The 25,172-nt window shown below is 58.4% G+C and carries 21 protein-coding genes and 1 tRNA gene; 9 read left to right on the forward strand and 13 right to left on the reverse strand.

The window, feature by feature from the left end; translation table 11 throughout:
* Positions 1–1,000: 1,000 nt before the first annotated feature.
* Complete coding sequence (locus H8B15_RS02810; protein WP_187318147.1) at positions 1,001–2,404, forward strand: RtcB family protein; 1,404 nt, start codon at positions 1,001–1,003, stop codon at positions 2,402–2,404.
* Between the two features lie 571 nt (positions 2,405–2,975).
* Here the strand turns inward: H8B15_RS02810 and H8B15_RS02815 are convergent.
* Positions 2,976–3,929 (reverse strand): nucleoside hydrolase, encoded by a 954-nt coding sequence (locus H8B15_RS02815; protein WP_187318148.1) that lies wholly within the window; start codon positions 3,927–3,929, stop codon positions 2,976–2,978.
* A gap of 197 nt (positions 3,930–4,126) precedes the next feature.
* On the opposite strand from H8B15_RS02815, the gene H8B15_RS02820 reads away from it, so the two are divergent.
* Positions 4,127–4,918 (forward strand): DUF2490 domain-containing protein, encoded by a 792-nt coding sequence (locus H8B15_RS02820; protein ID WP_343069125.1) that lies wholly within the window; start codon positions 4,127–4,129, stop codon positions 4,916–4,918.
* 17 nt (positions 4,919–4,935) lie between these two features.
* Here H8B15_RS02820 and H8B15_RS02825 read toward each other — a convergent pair whose 3' ends face one another.
* On the reverse strand, positions 4,936–5,457 hold the full coding sequence (locus H8B15_RS02825; protein ID WP_187318149.1) for an MOSC domain-containing protein: 522 nt from the start codon (positions 5,455–5,457) through the stop codon (positions 4,936–4,938).
* Between the two features lie 229 nt (positions 5,458–5,686).
* On the opposite strand from H8B15_RS02825, the gene H8B15_RS02830 reads away from it, so the two are divergent.
* Positions 5,687–6,358, forward strand: coding sequence for a Dps family protein (locus H8B15_RS02830; protein ID WP_187318150.1), 672 nt, complete (start codon positions 5,687–5,689; stop codon positions 6,356–6,358).
* Positions 6,359–6,698: 340 nt separating this feature from the next.
* Positions 6,699–6,780 (forward strand) — tRNA-Leu (locus H8B15_RS02835).
* Between the two features lie 110 nt (positions 6,781–6,890).
* Here the strand turns inward: H8B15_RS02835 and H8B15_RS02840 are convergent.
* Both H8B15_RS02840 and H8B15_RS02845 read right to left on the reverse strand, forming a co-directional pair.
* The gene (locus tag H8B15_RS02840; RefSeq protein ID WP_187318151.1) at positions 6,891–8,474 is read right to left on the reverse strand and encodes an NFACT RNA binding domain-containing protein; all 1,584 of its coding nucleotides are present in this window, start codon (positions 8,472–8,474) and stop codon (positions 6,891–6,893) included.
* Positions 8,475–8,614: 140 nt separating this feature from the next.
* Positions 8,615–9,259, reverse strand: a complete 645-nt coding sequence (locus H8B15_RS02845) for a hypothetical protein (protein WP_187318152.1) — start codon at positions 9,257–9,259, stop codon at positions 8,615–8,617.
* Here H8B15_RS02845 and H8B15_RS02850 point away from each other — a divergent pair.
* Positions 9,226–9,684 carry a hypothetical protein gene (locus H8B15_RS02850; protein WP_187318153.1) on the forward strand — a complete coding sequence of 153 codons (459 nt, stop codon included), beginning with the start codon at positions 9,226–9,228 and terminating at the stop codon, positions 9,682–9,684. The two genes, H8B15_RS02845 and H8B15_RS02850, sit on opposite strands and share 34 nt — an antisense overlap.
* Before the next feature lie 5 nt (positions 9,685–9,689).
* Here H8B15_RS02850 and H8B15_RS02855 read toward each other — a convergent pair whose 3' ends face one another.
* The 3 genes from H8B15_RS02855 to H8B15_RS02865 form a co-directional block, all read right to left on the reverse strand.
* Entirely contained in the window at positions 9,690–10,457 is a 768-nt protein-coding gene (locus tag H8B15_RS02855; RefSeq protein WP_187318154.1) for an MBL fold metallo-hydrolase, read from the reverse strand.
* A gap of 113 nt (positions 10,458–10,570) precedes the next feature.
* Positions 10,571–10,948: a response regulator gene (locus H8B15_RS02860; protein WP_187318155.1), complete on the reverse strand. Its 378-nt coding sequence runs from the start codon at positions 10,946–10,948 to the stop codon at positions 10,571–10,573.
* Between the two features lie 62 nt (positions 10,949–11,010).
* Positions 11,011–15,126, reverse strand: coding sequence for a PAS domain S-box protein (locus H8B15_RS02865; RefSeq protein ID WP_187318156.1), 4,116 nt, complete (start codon positions 15,124–15,126; stop codon positions 11,011–11,013).
* 153 nt (positions 15,127–15,279) lie between these two features.
* Between H8B15_RS02865 and H8B15_RS02870 the strand changes: the two genes are divergently transcribed.
* Complete coding sequence (locus H8B15_RS02870; protein ID WP_187318157.1) at positions 15,280–16,410, forward strand: glycosyltransferase; 1,131 nt, start codon at positions 15,280–15,282, stop codon at positions 16,408–16,410.
* A 74-nt stretch (positions 16,411–16,484) separates the two neighbouring features.
* Positions 16,485–17,393, forward strand: coding sequence for a tRNA (adenosine(37)-N6)-dimethylallyltransferase MiaA (gene miaA / locus H8B15_RS02875; protein ID WP_187318158.1), 909 nt, complete (start codon positions 16,485–16,487; stop codon positions 17,391–17,393).
* On the opposite strand, the gene H8B15_RS02880 is transcribed toward miaA, so the two are convergent.
* Both H8B15_RS02880 and pfkA read right to left on the reverse strand, forming a co-directional pair.
* On the reverse strand, positions 17,394–18,017 hold the full coding sequence (locus H8B15_RS02880; RefSeq protein WP_187318159.1) for a hypothetical protein: 624 nt from the start codon (positions 18,015–18,017) through the stop codon (positions 17,394–17,396).
* A 141-nt stretch (positions 18,018–18,158) separates the two neighbouring features.
* The gene (gene pfkA, locus H8B15_RS02885) at positions 18,159–19,130 is read right to left on the reverse strand and encodes a 6-phosphofructokinase (RefSeq protein WP_185284282.1); all 972 of its coding nucleotides are present in this window, start codon (positions 19,128–19,130) and stop codon (positions 18,159–18,161) included.
* A 268-nt stretch (positions 19,131–19,398) separates the two neighbouring features.
* Here pfkA and H8B15_RS02890 point away from each other — a divergent pair, with 268 nt between their 5' ends.
* On the forward strand, positions 19,399–19,842 hold the full coding sequence (locus H8B15_RS02890; protein WP_187318160.1) for a tellurite resistance TerB family protein: 444 nt from the start codon (positions 19,399–19,401) through the stop codon (positions 19,840–19,842).
* A gap of 120 nt (positions 19,843–19,962) precedes the next feature.
* Here H8B15_RS02890 and H8B15_RS02895 read toward each other — a convergent pair whose 3' ends face one another.
* From H8B15_RS02895 to H8B15_RS02910, 4 genes are all read right to left on the reverse strand, one after another.
* Positions 19,963–21,156, reverse strand: coding sequence for an aspartate aminotransferase family protein (locus H8B15_RS02895; RefSeq protein WP_187318161.1), 1,194 nt, complete (start codon positions 21,154–21,156; stop codon positions 19,963–19,965).
* A gap of 229 nt (positions 21,157–21,385) precedes the next feature.
* On the reverse strand, positions 21,386–21,853 hold the full coding sequence (locus H8B15_RS02900; protein ID WP_187318162.1) for a Spy/CpxP family protein refolding chaperone: 468 nt from the start codon (positions 21,851–21,853) through the stop codon (positions 21,386–21,388).
* Between the two features lie 16 nt (positions 21,854–21,869).
* Entirely contained in the window at positions 21,870–22,307 is a 438-nt protein-coding gene (locus H8B15_RS02905) for a hypothetical protein (RefSeq protein ID WP_187318163.1), read from the reverse strand.
* A gap of 30 nt (positions 22,308–22,337) precedes the next feature.
* A complete protein-coding gene (locus tag H8B15_RS02910) occupies positions 22,338–22,892 on the reverse strand; it encodes an RNA polymerase sigma factor (RefSeq protein WP_187318164.1) in 555 nt (184 codons plus the stop codon).
* Between the two features lie 368 nt (positions 22,893–23,260).
* Between H8B15_RS02910 and H8B15_RS02915 the strand changes: the two genes are divergently transcribed.
* Positions 23,261–25,147 carry a glycoside hydrolase family 2 protein gene (locus tag H8B15_RS02915; RefSeq protein WP_187318165.1) on the forward strand — a complete coding sequence of 629 codons (1,887 nt, stop codon included), beginning with the start codon at positions 23,261–23,263 and terminating at the stop codon, positions 25,145–25,147.
* Positions 25,148–25,172 lie beyond the last annotated feature (25 nt).

The following is a 25,172-nucleotide window of genomic DNA, read 5'->3' on the forward strand; positions in this document are numbered from 1 at the left end:
GTATGAAACGCTAAAACAACCTCTTTCTACCCCATAGGCAAGGTGCCGTAGATGGGCGCTACTTCGTGGTTATTTCTTCGGCATAGTAGGGGGCAACCCCCGCAACCGCCTGCGGGTTCGATTCCCGGCTCTGCTACCCAGCGGAGTAAAGAAAAAGTCGCCCGCCGCCTGTTGCCCTTGCCGACGGGGAGAAAGAAATTACTGTGTTGGGTACCGTAGCGGAGCGTTACTTCGGGTCGCGGGTTCGAGTCCCGCCTACCCTACGGGGGTAGTAGCTCAGGTGGTAGAGCAGAACGGCGTTTTGCGCTGTGTCTTTCGCTTCGCGCCTTATTATCCCAACATTCTTCTTGCATCGGGTGCCGTAGGGCAGCCATACTTCGCACTCTTAATGCCCAGGTTGCGGGTTCGAATCCCGCCGGTTGGCAGCAGCCAACTGTAGCTCAACTGGCAGAGCGGGACTGGAGGCTGCGCGCTTGTTGCCCCGATGCTTTTATGTATATCTGACAGGTGCCGTAGCGAAGCCTTACTTCGTTTGGATCGATGGGGTCGGGGGTTCGAGTCCCTCCTGCCGCAAGGCAATAGCTCAGGTGGTTAGAGCACATAGGGGTTTCGTGCTTGTTGCCCTGTCAGATGATAACAAAAGAGAAAGGTGTCGTAGATCAGCCTTCCTCCGTTCTGAAAAACTCAAGCGGCTGGTCGTTTCTTACCCTTGCTCTTTTTTAAAAGCTGGTTGCGTTAGCTACAGGGTGGCCGCAATGATGTAGAGACGCATACTTGCGTCTCGTCGTTGAACGATTTCGTGCACGCGGCGCGGCTGATGAGACGCAAATATGCGTCTCTACACCGTTCAATTATTAACGCAAACAGACTCTTACTTACCGGATGCCTTAGGCCTGCGTTCCTTCGACCTATCACGTTGACTATTAGCCACGCTCGAACCGGCCGTTGCTCTGGTACCAGGTAGCTACTCACCACATCACAATTTCACTACTCACCTCTCATGGCTCAACAACTACGCGGCAACGACCTTCGCCAACTGGGATTCCCGGAAGGTCGGGCCATTGGGCTGGCGCTGGCACAATTGCAGCGCAAGCACCTCAAAAAACTCTCGCATACCGAGCAGCTGACGTTGCTCCAAAACCTGCTCGCCAACCCCAACGATTACCTCACCCACCTCGACTGGAGCCATACGGCGGCGGCCTTGCTACCGCCTCCCTCGCGCCATATCGCCCTGGCCGAGCGCAAGCCCTATGCCCTGTTTGGGGCCGAGCACATCGAGCAGGGTGCTATCCATCAGATGGAAACGGCCATGAAGCTGCCCGTAACGGTGGCCGGCGCCCTTATGCCCGATGCCCACCACGGCTACGGCCTACCCATTGGGGGCGTGCTGGCTACTGATAACGCTGTGATTCCTTACGCCGTGGGTGTAGACATTGGCTGCCGCATGGCCTTGTCGGTGTTTGCGCTGCCGCCCAAGCACCTGGAGCAGCGCGTGCAGGAGCTACGCAAACTGCTGATAGACAACACCCGCTTCGGCAACCGCGACGTGTTTCGCCATGGCCAGAAGCTGGACCACGCGGTGCTCGACCGCGCCGAATTTCAGGAAATTGGCTTTCTGCGGAATAAACTGGACACGGCGGCTACCCAAATCGGCTCGTCGGGCGGCGGCAACCATTTCGTGGAGTGGGGTGTAGTGGACATCCTCGACCCCGCTAATGAGCTGGGCGTGCCGGTTGGGCAGTACCTGGGGCTGCTGTCGCACTCCGGCTCGCGGGGGCTGGGCGCCAGCATCGCCAACCACTACACCAAGCTTGCCAAGGATGTGTGCCAACTGCCCACTGAGGCGCAGCACTTGGCGTGGCTCTCGCTGGAAAGCGAAGCCGGGCAAGAGTACTGGGCTGCCATGAACCTGGCCGGCGACTACGCCTCGGCGTGCCACCACCAGATTCATCAGCGCCTGTCTAAGGCTCTAGGCGAACGGCCTCTGGCGAAAGTGGAAAACCACCACAACTTTGCCTGGAAAGAGCGCTTGGCCACTGGGCAAGAGGTGGTGGTACACCGCAAGGGCGCCACGCCGGCCGGCGCAGGCGTGCTGGGCATCATTCCTGGCTCCATGACGGCCCCCGGCTTTATTGTGCGGGGTAGGGGCGAGGCAACATCGCTGGCATCGGCCTCGCACGGGGCTGGGCGGGCTATGTCGCGCACCCGCGCCAAGCAAGAGCTGGGTGAAGCCGACGTGCGCCGCTACCTCCAGCAGCACCACATCGAGCTGATTGGGGGCGGAGTAGACGAAGCCCCCCAGGCGTACAAAGACATCCACGCTGTGATGGCCAGCCAGCACGACTTGGTGGATGTGCTGGGTACGTTTACGCCGCGCATTGTGCGCATGGAAGGTGGGGTGTAACTGCCAAGTAAAATACACAAAGGGTGCGAATACCTAGGTATTCGCACCCTTTGTGTTGTTGTGTGTGGAAACACTCGCTAATGCTAGGCAAATAGTGTGTTTTGAAGTTTGTGTATGCTACACTGCACGCTGACTGCGGCGCCGGCAGTGTAAGAATCGCTTTGCGCAGGGGTAGGAGCGGGAAGAGGGCCGGGCGGTGACATTACAGACGGAAGAGGTAAGAATGACTCCGCTGGAGAGCAACAACAGCGCTAAGGCTGTAAGGGCAAGGGGGGAAGAAGTGTTTGAACTCATAGGGTGGGAGGTAAAGAACGGAACCTTATCGAATAGCTAGTAACAAGGCAAAAGGCAGTGTGCCGTAGAGCACAGACTAGAGGCTGCGTAGGCCAAATAGCAGAAATTATAGAAAGCGTAGTTCATTATCAAATACGAACTGGCGTGCTTCCTGGTTCATCTATGGCGCAAATCAACCACGGCCCAATCGGAAAGCTAACTTCACGCCATTTTAACTGTAGATTAGAACAATACTATTTTGAATTTCTTTTAAGCAATGAGTTAAGCTTCGCTCTGTTTACAACGGCTGCCGCAGCTGCCGGAACAGATAAGCGTAGAAATCGCCTTTCCGCACGTTCACGGCCATTTTTACCCATTGTCCCGAGCCGGGTGCGCGGTGGGTGTTGCCGGCGCTGGCGCCCGTGGGCGTTACGTCCAGCTCCACCATGTCGAAGTCAAAGGCCTCTGGAATAGCCAGGTAGCTCGTTGTGAGCACGTCCCACATAAAGTAGGTGTATTCGTAAGACGGAATAGTATCAATGGTGGTGGCCCAAAACTGTCCGGCCAGATTGGAAAAAAAGTAGTTCGACTGCTGGGCCAGCTGTTGCAGAAAGTCGAAGCTGACGGGCACGTGGTTGGTGGCGTCCAGCGGCACAATGGTAACGGGCAGCCCCATACGAAACAGCTTGTGCGCCGAAATAGGGTCCCAAAACACGTTCCACTCGGCAGTGCCGTTGTGGTTATAGGTCTTAACGTTGCCAATAACGTCCACAGCGCCGCCCATCCAGACCACTTCACCCACTTTGGCTGCCAGGGTAGGGTCTTGTTCCAGCGCATGCACCAGGTTGGAGCACGGCCCCGTGAGCAGCACTGTAACCGGGCCAGGTGCGGCGGCCAGCTTGCGCCGGATGAAGGCCACGCTGTCGTCGTAGTGGGCCGCACCGGGCGTGTCCACATTAATCATGCCCGGTAGCGCATTCAGAATCTTTGGCTTGGCCCGCCAGTCGGCGGGGAAGGCATTTACGCCGTGGTAGTTACCGCCGCTTACTTCAATATCCGTGCGCTGAGCCAGCGCTAGCAGCTTGTGCGTAGTCAGCAGAGCGGTTTCCAGGTAGCAATCGGCGGGCGTCACGGAGATGCCCAACAGCTCAATGTGGGGCATATGCAAGAGCAGGAGTAGCGACAGGAAGTCGTCTACCCCGCCATCGTGGTCAAACAAAACGTAGTGTGTCGGGTGGTCTGTGCTGGGCATAGATAGCAGTAGGCTGGTGACAACAAATGGACGGCAAAGGTGGGACGCTTTCGCTACACTAGCGCTACGCAAGGCTAGGTGAACCTTAAATGGTGGCCACAACCCAACGGCGAATATCTTTGCACTAACCCAGGCTCCAACTTCTCGCCTGTTGGCACTATTCAGGGTAGTTTGAACAGTTCTGCTTATCTCTTCTTGTGAAAAAACGCGTACTCCTTGGGTTACTGATGCTATGGTTGGGGGCGCGTTGCCCGCTGCTGGCTCAAACGGTTGTAAATCCGGTGCAGCCGTGGGGAAGCTGGGGAGTGGTTACGCTGGTGCTGCCGGGCACGGCCGAAAAAAAATGGGGAGGCTTTGCGGAAGCACAAGCCCGCACGAACGCCGTATTCCGGCAGTATTTCTACCATGAACTGAAAGCGGGACTGAGCTACGATCTGGACCGCAACTTCACCTTCACGCTGGCTGGTGGCCGCTACGCCACTGCCGATTACAAAGACCTGGGCGCCGGCCCTCTCAACGTAGAGAAGCGCTTCTGGCAGCAGGTGGTCATGAGCCAGTTCACGCACCGCGTGAAGCTGGAACACCGCTATCGGGTGGAAGAGCGGTGGTTCCGGTTTCGCGACGATAGCACTGATTTTCGGATGCGCCTGCGCTACCGTCTGAACGCCTTTTTGCCTTTGAATAAGCCCACCATCACCGATAAAACTTTCTTTTTGTCGGCCTACGACGAAATTTTTCTAAATCCCAAAGGGCCTACCTTCGAGCGTAACCGCGTATATGCCGGCATTGGCTATCAGATAAACGCTCATCTAACCGTGCAGGCGGGTTGGGTAAATCAGGCCAACTACAACCTGCCTGCGTTTCGACAGGGACAGTTTATCCCGCAAAATACGGCTGCCAAAAACAATGTGGTGCTGGCCCTGGCGTATCGGCTGGCACACCGCAACGGCGCGCCAGTAGGGGAGCGCCTACCCTCGCAGCAGGACTAAGCCTGCCGAAGGGAAAGCTACGTTGCTGCTACCACCTGCACCGCATCGCCTACCCGAATGGTGCCGCCGTGCAGAATGCGGGCCGTAAGGCCGCCGTGGCCGCGCATGGCGTTGTAGCCGCCCGGCCCCAGTTCTTCTTCCATGCGCGAGCAGGGGTGGCACTCGCCCGTAATCTCCAGCACTACCTCGTCGCCAATGCGCACTTGGCGGTTTTTCAGGGCCAGCAGGTTCAGGCCGCTGACTACCAGGTTGCGGCGTAGGCGAGCCGGGTCTACGGCTTCCGTCAGGCCCAGGTAGCCGGCCACGGCGGGCAGGTGCTCGGCCTGAATAAGCGTAATCTGCCGCTTACCGCCGGACTTGGGGCGGGCATGGTCGCCGGAAAGGTGGCGGTCGGTTTCCACAGTGGCTTCCTGCATGGGTACCATCGGCGCGCGGCGCACCGGCCGAATGCCAATCCATTCTAGCTGGCCCACCTGGGGCAGGGTATTCAGCAACCGAGCAATCGTGGATTTGTCGTCGCCGACGAAAGGAAAAGGCATGAGCGAAAGCTATAAACGTGGAAAAAGAGCGCCGGCGACAAGATACGGGACCTGCTACCAGTACGCACAGGCTTGCACGTGCAAAATAGAGGCAAGACGGTTTTGCCCAATGAAATTAGCCTAACCCCGGCCGTAATTGTGCGTACACAGTGGCAGGCGAGCCGCTCAGCATGTAGGCACTCTACCTGCTCCGGCCCGTCTCTCCAACCTGTTTACTTTCTTTCTGATTATGGCCCTTCCCAGCACCAATAAAAAGGCTCCCGTAGCCGCCAAAGCAGCTCCTGCTAAAGCAAAAGAATCCAAGAACGCCGTGGCTGCGCCCAATCCCGCCGTCAACGTGCAGCCTATCTTAAACCAACAACAAAACGCGCCGGCTCCCATTCAGAAGTACGGTACCGTGTCGCAGCGCCTCCCCATTGGCCTGAGCGAGGATATTCGCCGCGAAAGCGTAGAACTGCTCAACCAGCTACTGGCTGATACGTGCAGCTTGCGTGATATGTACAAAAAGCATCACTGGCAAGTGGTAGGCCCTACCTTCTATCAGCTGCACTTGCTGTTCGATAAGCACTACGAGGAGCAAAGCGAACTGGTAGACACCATTGCCGAGCGCATCCAGATTCTGGGTGGTGTGGCTGTAGCTATGGCCGCCGACGTAGCCGAACTGACCAGCATTCCGCGCCCGCCCCGCGACCGTGAAGAAGTGCCTGTGCAGATTTCGCGCTTACTAGAAGCCCACCAGATCATCCTGCAACAGTGCCACGATATTGCCAAGAAAGCTGATGACTCTGGCGACGATGGCACCAACGATATGGTAGTGAGCGACGTACTACGCGCCAACGAAATGCAAGTATGGTTCGTGTCGGAACACGTAGTAGAAGCTCCGCTTACACAAGCAGAGTAGTATTTTCTTCTAGCGTACACAGAGCGCCCGGCCAACAACGTTGGCCGGGCGCTTTATTTATAGACGTAGATACACGTTGTTCTACCTAAGTGGTAGGGTAGGAGTTTTACATTTGAGATGTACCGCAAATCTGCAAAAGCAGGTAGTGTAAGAAAAAATATCTACCTGTTGCAGACTGATACTGAGCTCAAAACCATTGCGGCAAGAACATCTTACAAGAAAAATACGCCCAGAGGCTTGCACGACCGGCACCAGCCACCTACTTTTGTGCCCACTTCGCCGCCTCAGCGAAGCCGAAAGCTCGCTTTCGAAACCAGGAGTTGTGTTTTTCTAGCCTACTGCGCACGTGGTGAAACTGGTAGACACGCCATCTTGAGGGGGTGGTGCCTTCGGGTGTGGGAGTTCGAATCTCCCCGCGCGCACATTACAAAGTCCGACCTATACAGGTCGGACTTTTTTATTGCGGATTAAGATAGGTTTTGCGGACGATTGATGATCATATCACTTTGCTGAATCTTCCACAAAATCCGCTTTAATTCGCGCCTACCCGCTCAAACGGATTACCGGGCACTACCAGCACCACCCGCTCACGCTCTACCACCACGGCGCCCGGTGCGGCACCTTTAGGCTTGCGCACAAACTTTTTGGGCGTCACCGTCACGGGGCACAGCGAGTCGTGCTGACGGCGCGAGTACCACGCAGCCAGTTGGGCGGCGCGCTCCACCACGGGCTCGGGCACCGGCTGGCCCGCCCGGTGCCGAATCACTACGTGCGAGCCGCTCACGTCCTTGGCGTGTAGCCACAGGTCGTCTTTGTGGGCGTATTTCTGCGTGAGTAAGTCGTTGTTCTGTGCATTGCGACCCACCAGAATTGTAAAGCCGCTATCCGTAAACACCTTGAACGGTAGCTCGTTGCTGGCCGCTTTGGCCTGGGTAATGGGGTCGAGGCCGTGCTGCTTGCGCCAGGTGCGGAGCGTGCGCAAGTCTGCTAACTCAGTCAGTTCCTCCAGCCGTTCCAGGCACCAGAAAGCTTCCGCTTCGCGCTGTTCGATGCGCTGGCTGAGCTGTTGCAGCTCAATCTGCTGGTTTTTGGCTTTGCGATAGAGGTTTTGAGCGGTACGCTGGGGTGTTTCGGTGGGCTTCAGCTTGATCACGCGTGGCTGATTGTCCTGGTAAAAATCAACGACTTCCACCTGTGCCGCACCGGCCGAAATCTGGCTCAGGTGGGCCATAATCAGGTCGGCGGTTTGGCGGTAGCCAGCGGTGTGCTCCAGCGCGTGGCGGCGCGTGCGCGCCATTTGGGCGCTGGTGCTGGCTTCCTCGGCCCGCTTTTCCAGATTCTGCCGCACTTGGCGCACCTCTGTCTCGTACGCCCGCCGACTCAAAAAATGCGGTACAAACGCACACAGGGCAGCAATGGGGTCGGCAGTGGGTAGGGTTTGCTGCACTTCCCCGAGCGGCAGCAAGCTCAGGCGCGTGCGCCCATCCAGCTGTATCACATAGAAATGCGCCGGCTGCTCTAGTTGCCGAATGACACCCTGCACCAATTCTTCCCGTTGAGGTAGGGGTGCTGGGTCGTAGTCGTGGGCACGCAGGTAGCGGGCGGGTAGGTCGCTGAGGGCGGGGTAGCGGCGGAGTGGGTCGGCCTCGTGGTGGCGGGTGCCGGCATCCAGGGCCGGAGTAGGGGGTAGGGGCCGTATGTCGGCATCAGCAGTGTAGCGCTGGTGAAACAGCTCGGCGGGTGCCTCCGGGGTAGGGCGGAAGATGGCGTTGGGCCGGGGACCGAACAGCTTTAGCAGCAGGGTAGCGCCGTCGGTAAAGGTGAATTGCAAAATTCTATCCTGCGGCAGCGCATCCACCTGCCCTACCTCGCGTCCCAGCAAACCAGGCAGCAAATCCACCGAGTTTTGCCGGGCGCGGTGGAACGTCTCAGGCAGGGCCAGCGCCGGAAATGCCGCCGATAGTTGCGCTTTCAGCCAGAACTCAGCCGCACCGTTGGTCAAGCCAATCACCAGCTCATCCTTTTCCTGCGAAAAGCACGTGACTACCCGGTAGCCCCTCAGCGCTTGGGTGAGGGCAGGTGCAAGTAGGCGCAGGAAGTAGTAGTTGGTGTGCATCGGTGAAAGAAATAAAGACACAACATCTAGTGTCTCGTCGTGGCTGAGGTTTTTGGTTGAACGATACTATTGCTAGTTGTTCAACGAAGGGACACAACATATTGTGCCGCTACAATACTCGTTAGTTTACCAGCTGACTACTACTCGGACACTGCTTGTAGCTTCAGCAGCTTCATCAGCATTGGCCGTGACTTGCGCACCTCCAACCAGAACGGCACGGTGAATAGTAACACACTAAGCACGAAAAGGCCCAGCACCATCCAAAAAAAGGAAGAAGCACCAGCAACAAGTCCTGCGAAAAGTGTAACCAAACCTATGCCCAGCAGCCATAAGCTATTTAACACTAAGACTGCCCAGCCCAACCGGTGGCAAAGCAATACGGTGCTGCCGCCTTGCACCTGATCAGAACTTATCCGACCAGTAATTTGCGGCAAATAAGAAGCTCTAGCTAAGGTAGCTCGCTGAAAAGAAAATGATTTATGTGCAAGCTTCCCTTCGAAAGGTGCCGTGGCTTTTGTCCAAAAGAGGTCACTCCAAGAAGTGGTAAAGTGTACAACGGTTTTTAACCGCTCTACAATCTCATCGGGTGTAAGCGGGGAGTAAAGCTTTTCTTTGAGCCAGGGTAGGGGAAACAAACGCATTCGAAGTAACGCTAGCTGCTGAAGATAGAGAAAAGGTGCGTGCAACCATTTGGTATTGCCATAAGCTCTCGCAAATGAGATAAACCCCTCATTTGTATTTTCTTTGACTAATGAAAAAACATCTACTGCTTTTCGGTGCAGCATTGAGCCTGACAGCGTGTTATACAACCGATGAAGGTGAGGCTATACCATCGTCTATCGTCGCTGATTTCGACCAGGAGTTTACCTTAAACTACCAGCAGCAGGCGCGGCTAGATGCCGCCTCACAGCCAGAATTGATAGTAGAGGTGACAGATATGCAATACAAGATCTGCCCAAAAAATGTGATTTGCTTTAGCCCTGATGTTGTGGCGCCTACCCTACGCATTACGGATGCACAAGGCAACACTCAGCAAATGAAAGTACCCGTCGACTCGAGGCCGCTATACACGCCGAAATGGATTGATACCACTAGCGTACGGGCCAACGGCCGCCGCTACATGCTCTACTACACCCAATGGGAAGTTGACCAGATGCGTGATAAGCCGGGCAAAAAGGACATTGCCATCACCCTTCGCATCACAAAGTAACGCTGCTATACCACTATCTGCAATCCATCGTACGCCAGCCGCACAAAGTCTGGTAGGGTAGCTTCCACCTCGTGGTGCATACCCAGTTGGTGGCTGATGTGGGTGAGGTAGGCTTGCTCCGGTGCCAGGTCCGTCAGTAGTTCCAGTGCCTCGGGCAGCGAAAAATGCGAAATGTGCTTTTCGTGACGCAACGCGTTCAGCACTATCACCCGCGAGCCACGTACCTGGGCCAGCGCCGCTTCGGTTAGGTAGTTGGCGTCGGTGATGTAGGTGAAATCGCCGATGCGGTAGCCCAGCACCGGCAGCCGGTAGTGCAAGGCCCGGATGGGCTGAAACGGCACACCCTCCACCAGAAACGCCTCCGTGTCGCTGGTGATGGGGATAGTTTTGACGCGGGGCACGCCGGGATACTTATTCTCCGCGAAGATGTAGGCAAACTCCTGTTGCAGTTGCGCTAATACGCGCGGTTCGGCGTAGAGCGGCATGTCGCGCTGCTGCCGAAAGTTGTAGGAGCGAATATCGTCGAGGCCAGCGGTGTGGTCTTTGTGCTCGTGGGTGAACACGAGGGCGTCCAACTGCTCAATCCGCTCGCGCAGCATCTGCTGCCGAAAGTCCGGACCCGAGTCAATGACAATGCTCTTGCCCGCCACCTGCACGTGCACGGCCACCCGCAGGCGCTTGTCGCGGTAGTCCACCGAACGGCACACGGGGCAGTGGCACCCAATAATGGGCACCCCCTGCGACGTGCCCGTGCCGAGAAAGGTAATTTGCATAGGACTTTAGGGTCTTGGGGTCTTGGGGGCTTAGGGTCTTGGGTGTTGTTCAACAACTATGTATTGGAACACCACCCAAGACCTTAAGCCCCCAAGCCCCCAAGACCCACTAATTAACCTACATGCTGCTTCACCACGCGCACCAGCGCGTCGAAGTCGAGGGGCTTGGGGAGGTAGTCGGTTACGCCGGCCTCACGGAACTGCTCCATTGAGTAGTTGTTGGCGTTGCCGGTGATGGCAATAACCGGAATCTGGGCAATGCGCGGGTCGGGGTTGCGGCGGATTTCGCGGGTGCACTCCATGCCGTCCTTCACCGGAATGTTAATGTCCATCAGAATGCAGTCAATTGGCTGGCTTTCAACCTGCTTAATGACTTCACCCCCATTTTTTGCCGATATGATGCGGTACTTTTGCAGCTCAAGTATTTTCTTGGTGAGGTTCAGAATAACGGAGCTGTCTTCCGCAATCAAAATAGTTTTCGAATCAGCCATGCGGGTAGTTGTGTTGAAGATGTAGGTTGGGAAAACGTGATGGATAAGATCAGATTTGCCGGTTACGGCGCTTGCGTGACCTGCTGATATACGGCCTTAAACTGCGCAAAGTAACGCAGTAGGCGCTGAAAATCCTGAACAACGTTGGTCGTTTCTCCTTTCTTGAGGTCGTGCTCCAGCTCTTTAGCACCTTCAGCCAGCCGGTTTATCCCCAGCGTGAAGCCCGTGCCCTTTAGCTGGTGCAAGTGGGGTAGAATGGCCTCGAAGCGCCCGGCACTCACCAAAGTACTAGCTTCAGTGAGCAGCTGTTCAGCCTCAGTTTCAAAATCGGAGTAGAGACTAGCCGCAAAATCGTCGCCGCCCAGCTGCCGCAGCTGGTTGATGACTTCGGCGTCGATGCAGCCTTCCAGCTCTTCGGGCGCTAGCTCCTCGGCAGTTATGGGGGTAGGCGCGGGGGCGCTGGTATCGGCTGCAATGGGGGCTGGCTCGGCGGGGGGTAGGGCCGTGCCCATGTCGCGCGTGGGTAGCACAGCCCGCTCGGTGGTGCTGGTCCAGCGGCGCAGCACGGTGTAGAGGTCCTGCGTTTTCACGGGCTTCGACACGTAGTCATCCATGCCTTCCTGCACAAACCGCTCGGCATCCTCCTTCATGGAGTAGGCCGTCATGGCTACCACCGGCGGGCATTGCTTGCCCAAACGGCGCCGTATTTCGTGCATGGCCGTCACGCCGTCCATCTCCGGCATCTGAATGTCCATGAAGATAATGTCGTAGCGGTTTTTGGGCGAGTCGGCCTTGCTGATGGCTTCGAAGCCGTCGGAGGCCATTTCCACGTGGCAGCCTAGCTTATCGAGCAGGCGTGAGGCTACCTTCTGGTTGATGGGGTTGTCGTCGACTAGTAGCACCCGCGGTACCGACTCGAAGCGGACTACCTCTTGCGTCCGTTCGCGGGCGACCGTGCGCTGGTGTAGAATTTCTTCTTCGTTGTGCGCAACGTTGCACTGAATGGTAAACCAGAACGTGCTGCCTTCCCGCACGTGCGAATCGACCCCAATCTCGCCGCCCAGCAGCTCGGCCAGCTGTTTGCTGATGGCCAAGCCCAAACCCGTGCCACCAAAGGCTTTGGTAGGGGTAGTATCGAGCTGGGTGAAATTGGTGAACAGCAGCTTGGCGTCTTGCTCCGAAATGCCAATGCCCGAGTCCTGCACCGCAAAGCGCAGGGTATGTTGCTCCCCGTCGGTGGCAATAGACGATACCTCAATGCTCACCGTGCCTTGGTTGGTGAACTTGATGGCGTTGGAGGTGAGGTTGGACAGGATTTGCAGCAGGCGGGTTTCGTCGGTGAGGATGAAGCGCGGCGTGTGCGGCGTGACATGGTAGGTGAACTGCAAGTCCTTCTGGCTGGCACGGTTGGCAAACAGCGAATGAATTTTGTCCAGCGTATAATAAAGGTCCAGGCCGTGGGCGTGCAGCTGCAACTTACCCGCCTGAATCTTCGACAAATCCAGAATATCGTTCAGAATGGCCAACAGCGCTTCCGACGATTTCCGCAGGGTGTCCACGTAGTCTTCCTGCTCCTCCGACGTCACGGTCTGGTGCAGCAGGTCAATCATGCCGATAATGCCGTTCATAGGCGTGCGCAGTTCATGGCTCATGTTGGCCAGGAACTGCGTTTTGGCTTCCAGGGCGGTTTCGGCCTCGTCCTTGGCACGGCGCAAATCGTCCTGAATCTGCTTCAGCTCCGTAATGTCGCGCCCAATGCCCTCGGTACCGCCCGTCTGCCCCGGCGCAGGGCGGGCATTGATGAGCATACTCACATAATGCCCGTCTTTGTGACGAATGGACGTTTCAAAGTTGCGTAGTACGCCTTTTTCCTTGATTTCCTGCTGTAAACGGTCGTAGTCGGCCGGATCGGCGTAGTGCGAGGGTAGGTGCTGGCCAATGGCCTCTTCGGGCTGGTAGCCCAAGGCTTCGTATACCGATGGGCTCACCAGTGTGACGTGGCCGTGCTCGTCGGTACGGTAGTAAATATCCTGGAACGACTCAAAAATGGCGCGGAATTTCTCTTCCTGTGCCGCCAGTTCCAGCTGCGAGGCCTTGGTCTCGGTAATGTCGTGGGCCATGCCCGATATTTCCTCGAATGTGCCATCGTCGAGGTAAATCGGGTTGAGGTAGATTTCGCGCCAGGTATCATGGCCACGGGCGTCGCGCAGGCGCACCTCAAAGCGCTGCGGGTGCCCCTCGAAGGCCAGCTTGTAGTTCTCCACAAACAAGTCGCGGGCCTCTTCGGCTACCATCGCCAGGTCGGCCTGCCACAGGTTCACGTTCAGGGTAGGGTACACCCCGTTGTTGCGCAGGAAGTAGGCGGCGTAGTTGCGGTTGAAGGACGTGAGGCGCGAGTGCGTATCCACGGACCACATCAGGTGGGAGCCGCTCTCGAAAATGGCGTTCAGGCGCGCATTCTGCTTGTTGATCTGTACCTCATTGCGCTTGCGCTCAATGGCCAGGGCCACTTGGTTGGAGATAAAGTGCAGAATCTCAATGTCGCCCACCGCGTAGGCGTCGGCCTTGTGGTAGTCCTGCACGGCAATAACGCCGATGATTCGCTCCCCAATGCTCAGGGGCGAGCACAGCATCACCTCCGGCATCACACCGTAGGCCGTAATGGACCCATTACCGATTAGCTCCTCCAACTCGCTCCGCAGCAAAAACTGCGGACGCCCCGTACGAATAATATACTCCGACACCCCCGACGAAAACGGCCGCGCCTTGGTAGGCTGCTCATTAGAAGAGCTTTGGTCTACGTAATACACAAACTGCAACTGCGTACGGGCGTCGTCGCAGAGGGCAATATAGAAGTTGTTGGTCTCAATAATCTTGCTCAGCTCCCTGTGAATAGCTCCGTACAGCGCATGCAGGTCTTTGGAGCTAATTGCCAGGTTGGCAATGCTATAGTACACCTTCTGCAACCGCTCCGCCTTGATGCGGTCGGTGATGTCGTGCAGGATGGCGCGGGTGCTCACGGGCTCGTCTTCCTGCCAAGCGCAGGAAATGGAGCCAATCAGGTGCACCGGCTTGCCACTTTTCGTCAGGAAAACGGTTTCCAGCTTGTTCACTTTTTCGCCCTTGTACAGATTGCGCAGCTGGTAGAGCAGCTTGGCTTTGTAATAAGGGTGCACCACGTCGTTGAGCGTGAGCTGGGGGAGGTCTTCCTCCGAGTAGCCTAGCTTTTCGCGCCAGGCCTTGTTTACCGACAAAAACCGGTTGTCGACGCTCAGATTTTGAATCAGGTCGTGAGCGTTGTCGAAGAAGTCCTGGAGGCGGTTGCGGTTGTCGTTGAGGGCGCGGGCCGTCACGTGGCGGTCCGTCCGGTCGCGCCCGATAAAGAACATACCTGTTACGTTGCCACTCAGGTCGCGGGCCAACTCGGCATGCCAGAATACCTGTCGGGGCTTGCCGGAGCGCGTCAGAATCACACGCTCCATGTCGTCTGCCTCCTTTTCGCCCCGTACAGCCACCTCAAAGTATCGTCGTCGGGCGTCGCGCTCGGCTGCGGGCACAAAGAGGGCGTGGTAGTTCTTGCCCAGCACCTCCTCGCGGGTGTATTCTGTGAAGCCAAGGAAGAACTCGTTGACGTCCTGAATGGTGCCTTTCAAGTCAATCAGGATGTACGCTTGGTCGGTGCGGCTAAGTACGTCGCGCAGCTCACGGCGGGTGCGGTCGAGTAGTCCCGCCTGGTCGGGCGGGCGCTGGGCAGGCCGGGGCGCCCGCGTAATGTCGCGCAGCGTGAGCTGCACCCGAGTGCCCTGTGGGGTAGGCACGCGGTGCAGGCTCACCCACCCATCGAGGCGAGAGTGGTTGCTGCCCAGCCCATGCCAGCTTTTGGCGTAGGTCTGGCCGGTACGGGCCGTATCGAGTATGGCCTCACGCAGCATAATATCCGACTGCCAGAACTCTTCGCCGCTGGTGCCGCCGTGGGGGCGAGCAAAGCTCATCAGGCCGGCCATCAATAAATGGTTGCGGGTGGTGCCCAGCAAGTGTACAGCCGTCCGGTTGCAGTCGAGCAGCTTGCCCCGCTCGTCGTAGAGCAGCAAGGCGTCGTACGCATCATCAAATAAAGCCCGATACATGGCATCAGAGGCAGTAGCACCTGGAGTAGCGGGCAAGGAGCGAGTAGACATTAGAAATGTGAAATCCGGACGACAGGTAACGCGGCCGTGGCCTAGCGGGCGTAATAAAACAGGCTAATTTCCTAAATTTGTCAAAAATAACGCAATTTTTAGGCTTCTTCCTCAGGAATTTATCCAACAAGCGCAACTAGCGTCTTTTCGAGTATGCGCTCCTTGCTCTTCGCTGTTACCACCGATCTGAATTATGACCAACGGATGCAGCGCATCTGCGGCAGCCTGGCCCGGCAGGGCTACCACGTAACGCTGGTAGGACGCGCTTGGCCTCAATCGGAGCCGCTGCAACCTCAACCATACCAGCAGCACCGGCTGCGGTGCTGGTTCACGAAAGGAAAGCTGTTCTATCTGGAGTTCAGCGTACGACTGCTGCTCTACCTGCTGCGGCAGCGGGCCAGCGCCTGGTGCGCCATCGACCTAGACACAGCCCTACCCGTGTGGCTGCGCGCCCGGCTGGGAAGGCAGCCCTTTGTATACGACGCACACGAGTTGTTTACGGAAGTTCCTGAGGTAGTGAGCCGCCCTATGGTGCAGCGCGCCTGGCGATGGGTAGAAGGGTTTGTCGTGCCGCGCGCAACGCTGGCTTATACGGTGGGGCCCGCATTAGCAGGCGTATTTGAGGCCCGCTACGGCCGGCCTTTCGCTGTGATTCGCAATATCAGCCAACTCACAACAGTAGAAACAGAAACACCCCTGCCCACGCCCGCGGGCTACATTCTCTACCAGGGCACGCTGAACGTAGGGCGCGGCCTGGAAGCGTTGCTGGATGCCATGCCCCACGTGCAGGGGCGGTTGGTGCTCTGCGGCGAGGGCGACTTGTCGGCGGAGCTGCGGGCACGCGCCGAGCGGCTAGGGCTGCTGGCCTCGGGCAAGGTGGAGTTCAGGGGATACGTGCTGCCCCACGAGCTGCGGGCCGTAACGCGCGCGGCGGCCGTGGGCATTATGCTGCTCGAAAAGCAGGGCCTGAGCTACTACTACTCGCTGGCCAACAAGTTTTTCGACTACCTGCATGCGGGCGTACCGCAAGTGCTTGTAGACTTCCCGGAGTATCGGGCGCTGAACGATGTGTACGACGTGGCCGAGGTGGTAGCTCTCGCGCCCGCCGCTATTGCGCACGCGCTCAACCAACTGCTGCACCACGCCCCCGGCCGCTACCAGCAACTGGTGCAGAACTGCTTGCGGGCGCGGGAGGTGCTCAACTGGCAGCACGAGGAGCAACGCTTGCTTCAGCTTTACGCTGGCCTATGGCCTACCCCCGAAGCGCAGCTTGCCCGCGGGTAGGCCGAAACCATCGTATTTTTGCGGTTTACTGTATTCATCTTTGCGCAGTAGCCAAGACGAAGCACTGTTATTCTATGGTAGATCTTACTTCGCTGGCAGCGGCCACCCGCCCTACCTTGTTGGTCATTGCTGGCCCTACGGCCGTGGGTAAAACGGCCCTGTGCGTGACGCTAGCCCAGCAGCTGGGCACCGAAATTGTGTCGGCCGACTCGCGGCAATTTTTCCGGGAGATGAGCATCGGTACGGCCAAGCCTACCCCGGCGGAGATGCAGGGCGTGCCGCACCACTTCATCAACTCGCACAGCATCACGGAAAGCTATAATGCTGGCCGATATGAAGTTGAGTGCCTAGCGTTGCTCGACCAGCTGTTTCAGCGGCACCGCGTGGTGATTCTGACCGGCGGCTCGGGCCTGTACTTGCAGGCTGTCACGGATGGCTTCGATGCCCTACCCGCCATCGACCCGGCCGTGCGGGTAGGCATTCAGCAGGAGCTGGCGGCGCACGGCCTCCCCGCGCTGGTGGCCGAGCTGGCCCGTCTCGACCCCGTGGCGCACGCCCGCATCGACTCGCAAAATCCCCAGCGCGTGGTGCGGGCCCTGGAGGTAACGCGGGGCACGGGCCAGCCCTTTTCCAGCTTCCACGGCCAGCATACCAAGGCCGCCCGGCCCTTCGATGTGGTGAAGATTGCCCTGCACCGTGAGCGGGAGGAACTCTACCAGCGCATCGACCAGCGCGTGGACGAGATGCTGGCCGCCGGCCTGCTGGCTGAGGTGGAAAGCGTGCTGCCCTACCGCCACCACAACGCCCTGCAAACGGTAGGCTACCAGGAAATCTTCGGCTACCTCGACGGCGCCTACGACTGGGCCGAGGCCGTGCGCCTGCTCAAACGCAACACTCGCCACTACGCCAAGCGCCAACTCACCTGGCTCCGCCGCGATGCGCAGTATGCGTGGCTGCACCCGGCCGAGGTAGGGCAGAGCTAGCTAAAAGCTCCGCCCTACCTTCAACTGCAACGTAGCCAGTGTATTGCCGAAGGTGTCATTCTGAAAAGAGGCTTTGCCGCCTGCCAACCATTTGCGGTCGAGGCCCAGGGCCACATCCAGGTTCAGGGAGAGCATGTAGCCGGCGTGCAGGCCCTTCTCTTGATCCAGAGAGTTGGTCTTTATACCGGTAGAAAAATCGATAGTTGTTTGCGGGGCACCGTAGCGCTGCGAGTAGCCGGCGTAGCCACCACCGCCCACAGCAAACAGCACCTGCTGATCGTTGCCAAACGGATAGAGGTAAAATTCGTGCTCCACGTTCATGGCCTGGTAGGTCATGGCGTAGGGAATGTTCACGCCGGTAGTGCTGGTTTGTGAGTTGGTATTATATACCGTTGAAAAGGACTCCTGACTGCCGCCAACAAAGGCCAGGCGTGTACCTGTGCCCAGGTGGCGACCAAATAGCGGGGCGTATTCTACGTGAGCTTTCAAAGCCTTATAGTCGCCGGTGCCTACAAACGCAGACCCTACCCCTAGCTGGATGCTGGCGGGGCGCTGAGCAAAGGCAGAAAGTGACGAGAAACTTAACACAGCCGCCGCAGCAGCTACTTTGTGGTAATTCAACATAAATGCAAACAAAAAAGGATAAGTAGTAAAAGCGTCAGCCAAGATAGGAACTGTCTAATATATTCCAACAGGTATAAAAAAAGCAGTGCCTCCGTTTGGAAACACTGCTTTTTTATGAAAGCCGTACGCGCGGTGTGCAGGTTACGAATTCAGAATCTCTACCATCCGCATAAAGCTCTGGTTGATGAGCTTTTTCTTGCTGATGGTGTCGGCGAAGGGCGTGTATACCAGTTTTTTATCTACGATGCCGGCCATCACGTTGCGCATGCCGTTTACGAGGCCCTCCACGGCGGCAATACCGATCTGGGAGCTAAGCAGGCGGTCGGCGGCGGTGGGGGAGCCCCCGCGCTGGATGTGGCCCACGATGGTCACGCGGGTATCGAGTTGCGGAATGGCCGCTTTCACGCGCTTGGCTACCTCGTGCACGTTGCCTTCTACCTCGCCCTCGGCCACAATCACGATGAACGAGGTTTTAGAACGCTTCCAGCCCTCGCGCAGCGTGTCAATCACCGCCTCCGTCGACATTTGCGTTTCCGGCACCATTACAATCTCGGCGCCGCCGCCAATGGCGCACGGAATGGCAATATAGCCCGAGTCGCGGCCCATCACCTCAATGAAGAAGCACCGGTCGTGCGAGTCGGCCGTGTCGCGGATTTTGTCGATGGCCTCCAGGGCCGTGTTCACGGCCGTGTCGTAGCCAATGGTGTAGTCCGTGCCAAACAGGTCGTTATCAATCGTGCCGGGCGCGCCTACTGTAGGAATGCCAAACTCCTGCTCGAAGAGGGTAGCCCCCGTGAAAGTACCGTTGCCGCCAATGGCAATCAGGCCTTCGATGCCGTTGTTCATGAGCTGGTCGTAGGCCTGCTGGCGGCCTTCCTTGGTCATGAACTTCTGGCTGCGGGCCGATTTGAGGATGGTACCGCCGCGCTGCACCGTGTTGGAGACAGAAGCCGAATCCAGCTTCACAAACTCGCCCTTGATCATGCCCGAGTAGCCGCGCATGATACCGTATACTTCGATGCCGTGGTAAACGGCCGTGCGTACCACGGCCCGGATGCAGGCGTTCATACCAGGCGCGTCGCCGCCGCTGGTGAAAACGGCAATACGTTTCATCATGATGTTCCTTCTGTGCTACCCGTAAGGGTGGCAGTGAGCTGGCAAAGTTGGTAAATCTGCGCGGAAAGTACAGCGTCTAGCCAAGGAAAGACAAAATCAAGCGGCAGAAGCCAGCTTTTTTTTCTGAACTGCGTAAGCGGAGCTATTGGAAGAATCTGAGTATTCTTTTAACTTTCACAACTTACCACTACGTAAGCCGGCCTCGGAGCGTCGTACACGCCTGTTGCTGCGTCCGCCCTTGTGTCATTTCTAAACCCCGCCCAGTATGTTTGGTTTTTTTGAAAACGAGCAGACCAAAAAAGTGAAAAGCCATTTGCTGAACCTGGCCGCACTGGCCAAAGCAGATGGTCACATCGACGAGCGAGAAATGAACTTTATCGTGTCGGTGGGTCGCAAAAACGGAATGCGGGCTGGGGAAGTGCGTGATATCGTGGCCAATTCCAGCAGCGGTACGCTCATTATTCCCGACAACGACTCGGAGCGCTTCGACCAGATCTTCGACCTCGTGGACATGATGCTGGCCGACGGGGTAGTGGACGAAAACGAAATGGAGTTTTGTATTGGCATGGCCGGCAAGCTGGGCTTTCGTCAGGCCATTGTGGGCGTGCTGGTGCGCAAAATCTCCATGGGCGTGCGCGACGGCCTACCCCGCGAGCAAATCAAAGAGGAAACCCAAAGCTTTTTAAGCCAGAATAGTCAGGCTAATTAGAGCTACCTGTCATCCTGAACGCAGTGAAGGACCTTCTCACGCTAGAACGACCATCGTACCAACGACTCGTTCTAGCGTGAGAAGGTCCTTCACTGCGTTCAGGATGACAGAGAATATTTCCTACCCTACTACAAACTCCACCGCCCGCAGCAGCGCGGCGCAGGCCTCGTCTATCTGAGCATCGGTGATGATAAGGGGCGGGGCGATGCGCAGGGAGTTGTCGCAGAACAGGAACCAGTCGGTGAGGATGCCCTCGTGGAATAGGGCGCGGTCGATGATGGGTTTGAGCACGTCGAACGACTCGAACTCCACGGCCATCAGCAGGCCGCAGCCGCGCACCTCCCGGATAGCTGGGTGCCGCAACTGCGCCCGAAAGCGCGCCGCTTTGTCGGCCACGCCCGCCAACAGATTTTCCTCCTGAATGGCGCGCAGGGTAGCCAGCGAGGCCGCACACGACACCGGGTGCCCGCCAAACGTGGTGCAGTGTCCCAGAATCGGGTTGGTCTTGAAGCCCGCCATAATCTCCGTGGTAGAGATGAAAGCACCAATGGGCATGCCGCCGCCCATGCCCTTGGCACACAGTAAGATATCGGGCTCGATGCCGAACTGCTCAAAGGCCCAAAAGGTGCCGGTGCGCCCAAAACCACACTGGATTTCGTCCAGAATCAACAGGGCGCCTACCTCCGTGCAGCGCTGGCGCAGGGCGGGCAGGTACTCGGGAGCCGGCACGCGCACGCCGGCTTCGCCAGCCACCGTTTCGATGATAACGGCTGCTGTGCGCTCGGTAATCAAGTCTAAATCCGGTAGGTGGTTGGGTTCGATGTGGCGCACGTCGGGTAGGAGGGGGCGGTAGCTTCGCTTGAACTCCTCGGACCCCGTGACCGACAGGGCGCCCTGGGTAGAGCCGTGGTAGGCGCGGTGGCAGCTCACCAGCTCGGTGCGGCCGGTGTGGCGCTTGGCTAGTTTCAGGGCGCCTTCTACCGCCTCGGCGCCGGAGTTAGTGAAGTAAACAGTGTCGAGTTGGGAGGGTAGGGTGTGGTGCAGGGCCTCGGCCAGCAGCGCCGGCGGCGCCGACACCAACTCGCCGTACACCATCAGGTGCAAAAATTTATCAGTCTGATCCTTAATGGCCTGTACCACCCGCGGGTGGCGGTGCCCCACGTTGCTGACACCAATACCAGCAATCAGATCAAGGTAGCGGCGGCCGTCGGGCGCGTACATATACACGCCCTCGGCCCGTTCAATCTCCAGCAGCAGCGGAAAATCGGAGGTTTGCGCCTGGTGGCGCAGGAAAAGCTGGCGGGGGGTAAGCATCCCGCAAAGATACCGAATGGTGAAGTGGTGAGTTTGTGAAGTGGTGAGATGGCGAGAAATTGTGAGGTAGAAAAGCGTCTGTCATCCTGAGCTTGCGAAGGACCTTGTCACGGTAGAACGACTGACGCAACAACGACTCGTTCAACTGGCATAAGGTCCTTCGCTGCACTCAGGATGACACGCATTTTCTATTCAAACTTCACAAACTCACCACTCACCACTCACCATCTCACCTCCTCCGGCTACGGGTGACGCGTTGCAGGACTTCGCGGGTGAACTGGCGCTCGGCGGTGTAGAGCTGGCTTACCTGGCGGATGCTCAATACCTTCTGAAACTTGCGGAGGTAGTCTTTGTCGAGGTCTACTTCCTGCTGGCGCAGGGCCAGGACCTCGTTAAGGTTGTCCTTGAGCTGCTGGTCGCTGAGGGTTTCGGGGCGAGCGGTGCGCAGCTGGCGCGAGCGTTGGTTCAAGTCGCGGCGCTTGGCGGTGTACTCGTTGTAGACAGGCCAGAATTGCTGGGCCTGTTCCTGCGTGAGCAATATTTTTTCGGTGAGGTAAGCAATGCGGGCATTTTCGAGCTGGTTGAGGCGGTCGTTGGGGGCAGTTTGCGCAGTGCCCCGTAGACCGAAGGCCACCAGGGGTAGCAGCAAGAGCAGTGGGCGGATGGTGCGGAGGAAAAAGGCAGACGATGGGTGCATGGCGTAAAAATCAGGCTTATAGATACGAGTCGTCGGTGGGCTGGGCATCGAGGGCGCGTTGCAGCTCCTCGGGCGAAGCGTGCAGGTAACTGGCGGTGGTAGGCGCCGCGGCCGACAGGTCGGCCAAGTCGGCCAGGGTTACGCGGGCGTCGTTGGCCAGCAGGTACTGCACCAGCTCCTCCTGCGGCACCGCGGCCAGCGTGGCCGACGCTGAAGTAGGCGTAACGCTAAGTATCAGTGAGGCCGCAAAGCCGCCCAGCAGCAGCGTGGAGGCCAGGGCCGTGCGCAGGGGTAGGGGCAGGCGGGTCAGCCAGCCCAAGGCCGGCGCTGCATCCTCGGCGGGCTGCACGCGGGCCATCACGCGGCGCGGCAGCTGCTCGAAGTAGCCAGCCGGTGGCGCCGACAGCGGGTGCGGCCGGCGGGGGTGGTCGTCCAAGCGAAAAGGCGTGTTCATATCGGTTAGAAGCGGCGCGGGCCGCAGGGTTTAATCGTTGGCGGACTGATTGTTGACGTACTGCTCGATTTTCTTCACAGCGTGGTGGTAGGAGGCCTTCAGCGCCCCCACCGACGTGCCCGTGACCTCGGCCATCTGCTCGTAGGTCATGTCCTCATAGTATTTCAGGTTGAACACCAGGCGCTGCTTGTCGGGCAGGCGCAGGATGGCTTTCTGGAGTTTCTGCTCCACCTCGTCGCCGGAAAGCACGCCGGGGTCGGCCTCGGCTTTGGCCAGCAGCTCGGCCCCCACGTCGTTGAGAGGTAGGAAAAACTTGCGCCGCTTGCTCGACAGAAAGTTCAGACACTCGTTTGTGGCGATGCGGTAAATCCAGGTGAAGAGGCTGGCATCCTGGCGGAAGTTTTCCAGGTTCTTCCACACCTTCACGAAGGTGTCCTGCGTGAGGTCATCGGCGTCCTGGTGGTCTACCACCATCTTGCGCACGTGCCAGTACACCCGCTGCTGGTACTTGCGCACCAGCTGGTTGAAGGCCAGATTGCGGGAGGCCGGATCAGCAAACTTGGCAAGTATCTCCTGGTCTTCCAAGCAGAAGCGGGGGTTAGATAGGGTAGGGTACAGGGGTTAGACGCAGGAGGTAGGGTAGGGTTTAATGACTGAGCGAAAAATTGGTTTTCTCCGCCCTCGCTCGGCTGTGCCGAGTGAGTCCTACGCCCTAGCAGCTTTGCTGCGCGCGTCTGCTTGACGTTCGGGCTGTCCAAGCGGCGCGGCCGGATTCGGGGCAGAGTCCCTCAGGCGTAATCCTCACTCGGCACAGCCGAGCGAGGGCGGAAGGGGCGAGTACGAAGGCATATACCAGGTGTCAGGCAGCCAAAACCCGGCGCCCGTCGTACTACCGGAGGTCAGTGGGCGTTTTATAAAGGCGTCCCCGATTTCCGTCATCAACCCGCCCCTGCATGGACCTCACCCATTCCAACTACGGCCTGTCGGCCAGCAAAGAAGAAGAAGAGTATACAGCCGTTGCTGGCGAGAAAGCGCCCGTTGCCTACCCCGACGAAGACCCCGGCAACCCCTTGCCCCGCGCCGTGCTGCGCCTCAACAACCACCAGCTGCTCGACGGCGAGTGGAAGTTTGCCGTGGATACCAACGACGATGGCCTGCGCGATGGCTGGCACCTGGGCCACGCCTACCAGCACACGGCCCAATGGCCGGGCTCGGTGGAGATGCACATGGCCGCCGCCAAAGGAGAGCCCAGTCCCATTGCCTGGAAAGATAAGGTAGTGGTGTGGTACGAGCGCGAGTTTGCGCTGCCCGAGCGCGATGAGGTAGAGGAGCGCTCCATGCTCCAGCTCACGTTTGGCGCCTGCGGCTACGAAACCCGCGTGTGGCTGAACGGGCATCCGCTGCAAACCATTGAGGGCGAAGAGATTCACTACGGCGAATACACGTCGTTTTCCTACGAGCTACCCGAGGAAATGCTGCACCTGCGCAATCGCCTCACCGTACGCATTGCCGATACCATGGACGCCGAAACGCCCCGCGGCAAGCAGGAGTCGCACGTGTACAAGCGGGGCGGCATCTGGTACCAGACCTACACGGGCGCCGTGCGCTCGGTGTGGCTGGAAATGGTGGAGCGCAACCGTCTCCGCTCCCGCGTGGGGGTAGTGAGTGTGGTAGAAGACCAATTGGTGCGCTTCAACCTTACCCTGCGCATCCACGACCCTGGGCAGTACGTGGTTCGCCTGCAAGTATTTGGGCAGGAGTCGGACACAGCAGAACCGCTGGCTACCTCCGATTTTCCGATGCTCCTGGAAGCCGGCCAGCGCGAGCAGCGCGTGGTGATGGAGCTGCCTGGCGCCGAGCTCTGGTCGCCGGCCTCGCCCCGGCTCTACCGGCTGGTGGCGCAGCTTATTGATGTCAACGGCTACTCGGCCCAGATAGAGGCCTATTTTGGTCTGCGCAAGATCGAGGCGCGTGGCTGTTACGTGTACCTTAACAATGAGCGCATCTACCTCGATGGCATTCTCTACCAGCCCGGCACCGCTACCTACGCCGAGATGCAGCGCCATTTCTACGCCATGAAGGAGCTGGGCTGCAACCTGGTGCGCGTGCACATTGCCGGCGTCGACCCGCGCATCTACAACCTGGCCGACGAGCTGGGACTCTTGCTGTGGGTGGAAGTGCCCAGCCCGCACAGCTCCACCACGCGCAGCCGGCACAACCACCGCGCCGAGCTGCTGCGCATGGTGGCGCTCATGGAAACGCACCCCTCCATCATCATTTGGAGCTTATATAATGAAGACTGGGGCGCCCAAGATATTGCCACCAACAGCAAAACCCGGCAGTACATCGTGGATACCTACCACTACATGCAGTTGGCGCACCCGCAGTTTTTGGTGGTCGACAACGACGGCTGGCACCACATTTCCTACCTCGGCAGGCTGAAATCGGACCTGCTGACGGCCCACCTCTACACGCCCGACGCCAACCGCTGGCGCGAGCTGCTGGACCGATTGGTACGCGGCGAACTGGAAGGCACCGCCGCTTTCCCGCTGGTGGTAGGCGACCCATTTTTCTACCGTCGCCAGGTGCCGCTGCTGGTAAGCGAGTGGGGCGGCTTCGGCTTCCCCGACTACGGCGGCCCCCAGGACGATGCCGAGCGCGCCGACCGTATTCGGGTGTTCAAGCAGGAGTTGCGCGCCCGCCCCATTGCTGGCGACGTGTATACCCAGGCCACCAACATCGAAGATGAGCGCAATGGCCTGATCGACCCGCATACCGGCGAGCTGAACGTGCCGGCGGGGCTGCTGGCCTCGGGGCCGCCACCTGCGCCGTTGGGGTAGGGGTATCGTGGCAGTGTGCGTACTT

Source organism: Hymenobacter citatus, from assembly GCF_014333615.1.
GTDB classification, from domain to species: domain Bacteria; phylum Bacteroidota; class Bacteroidia; order Cytophagales; family Hymenobacteraceae; genus Hymenobacter; species Hymenobacter citatus.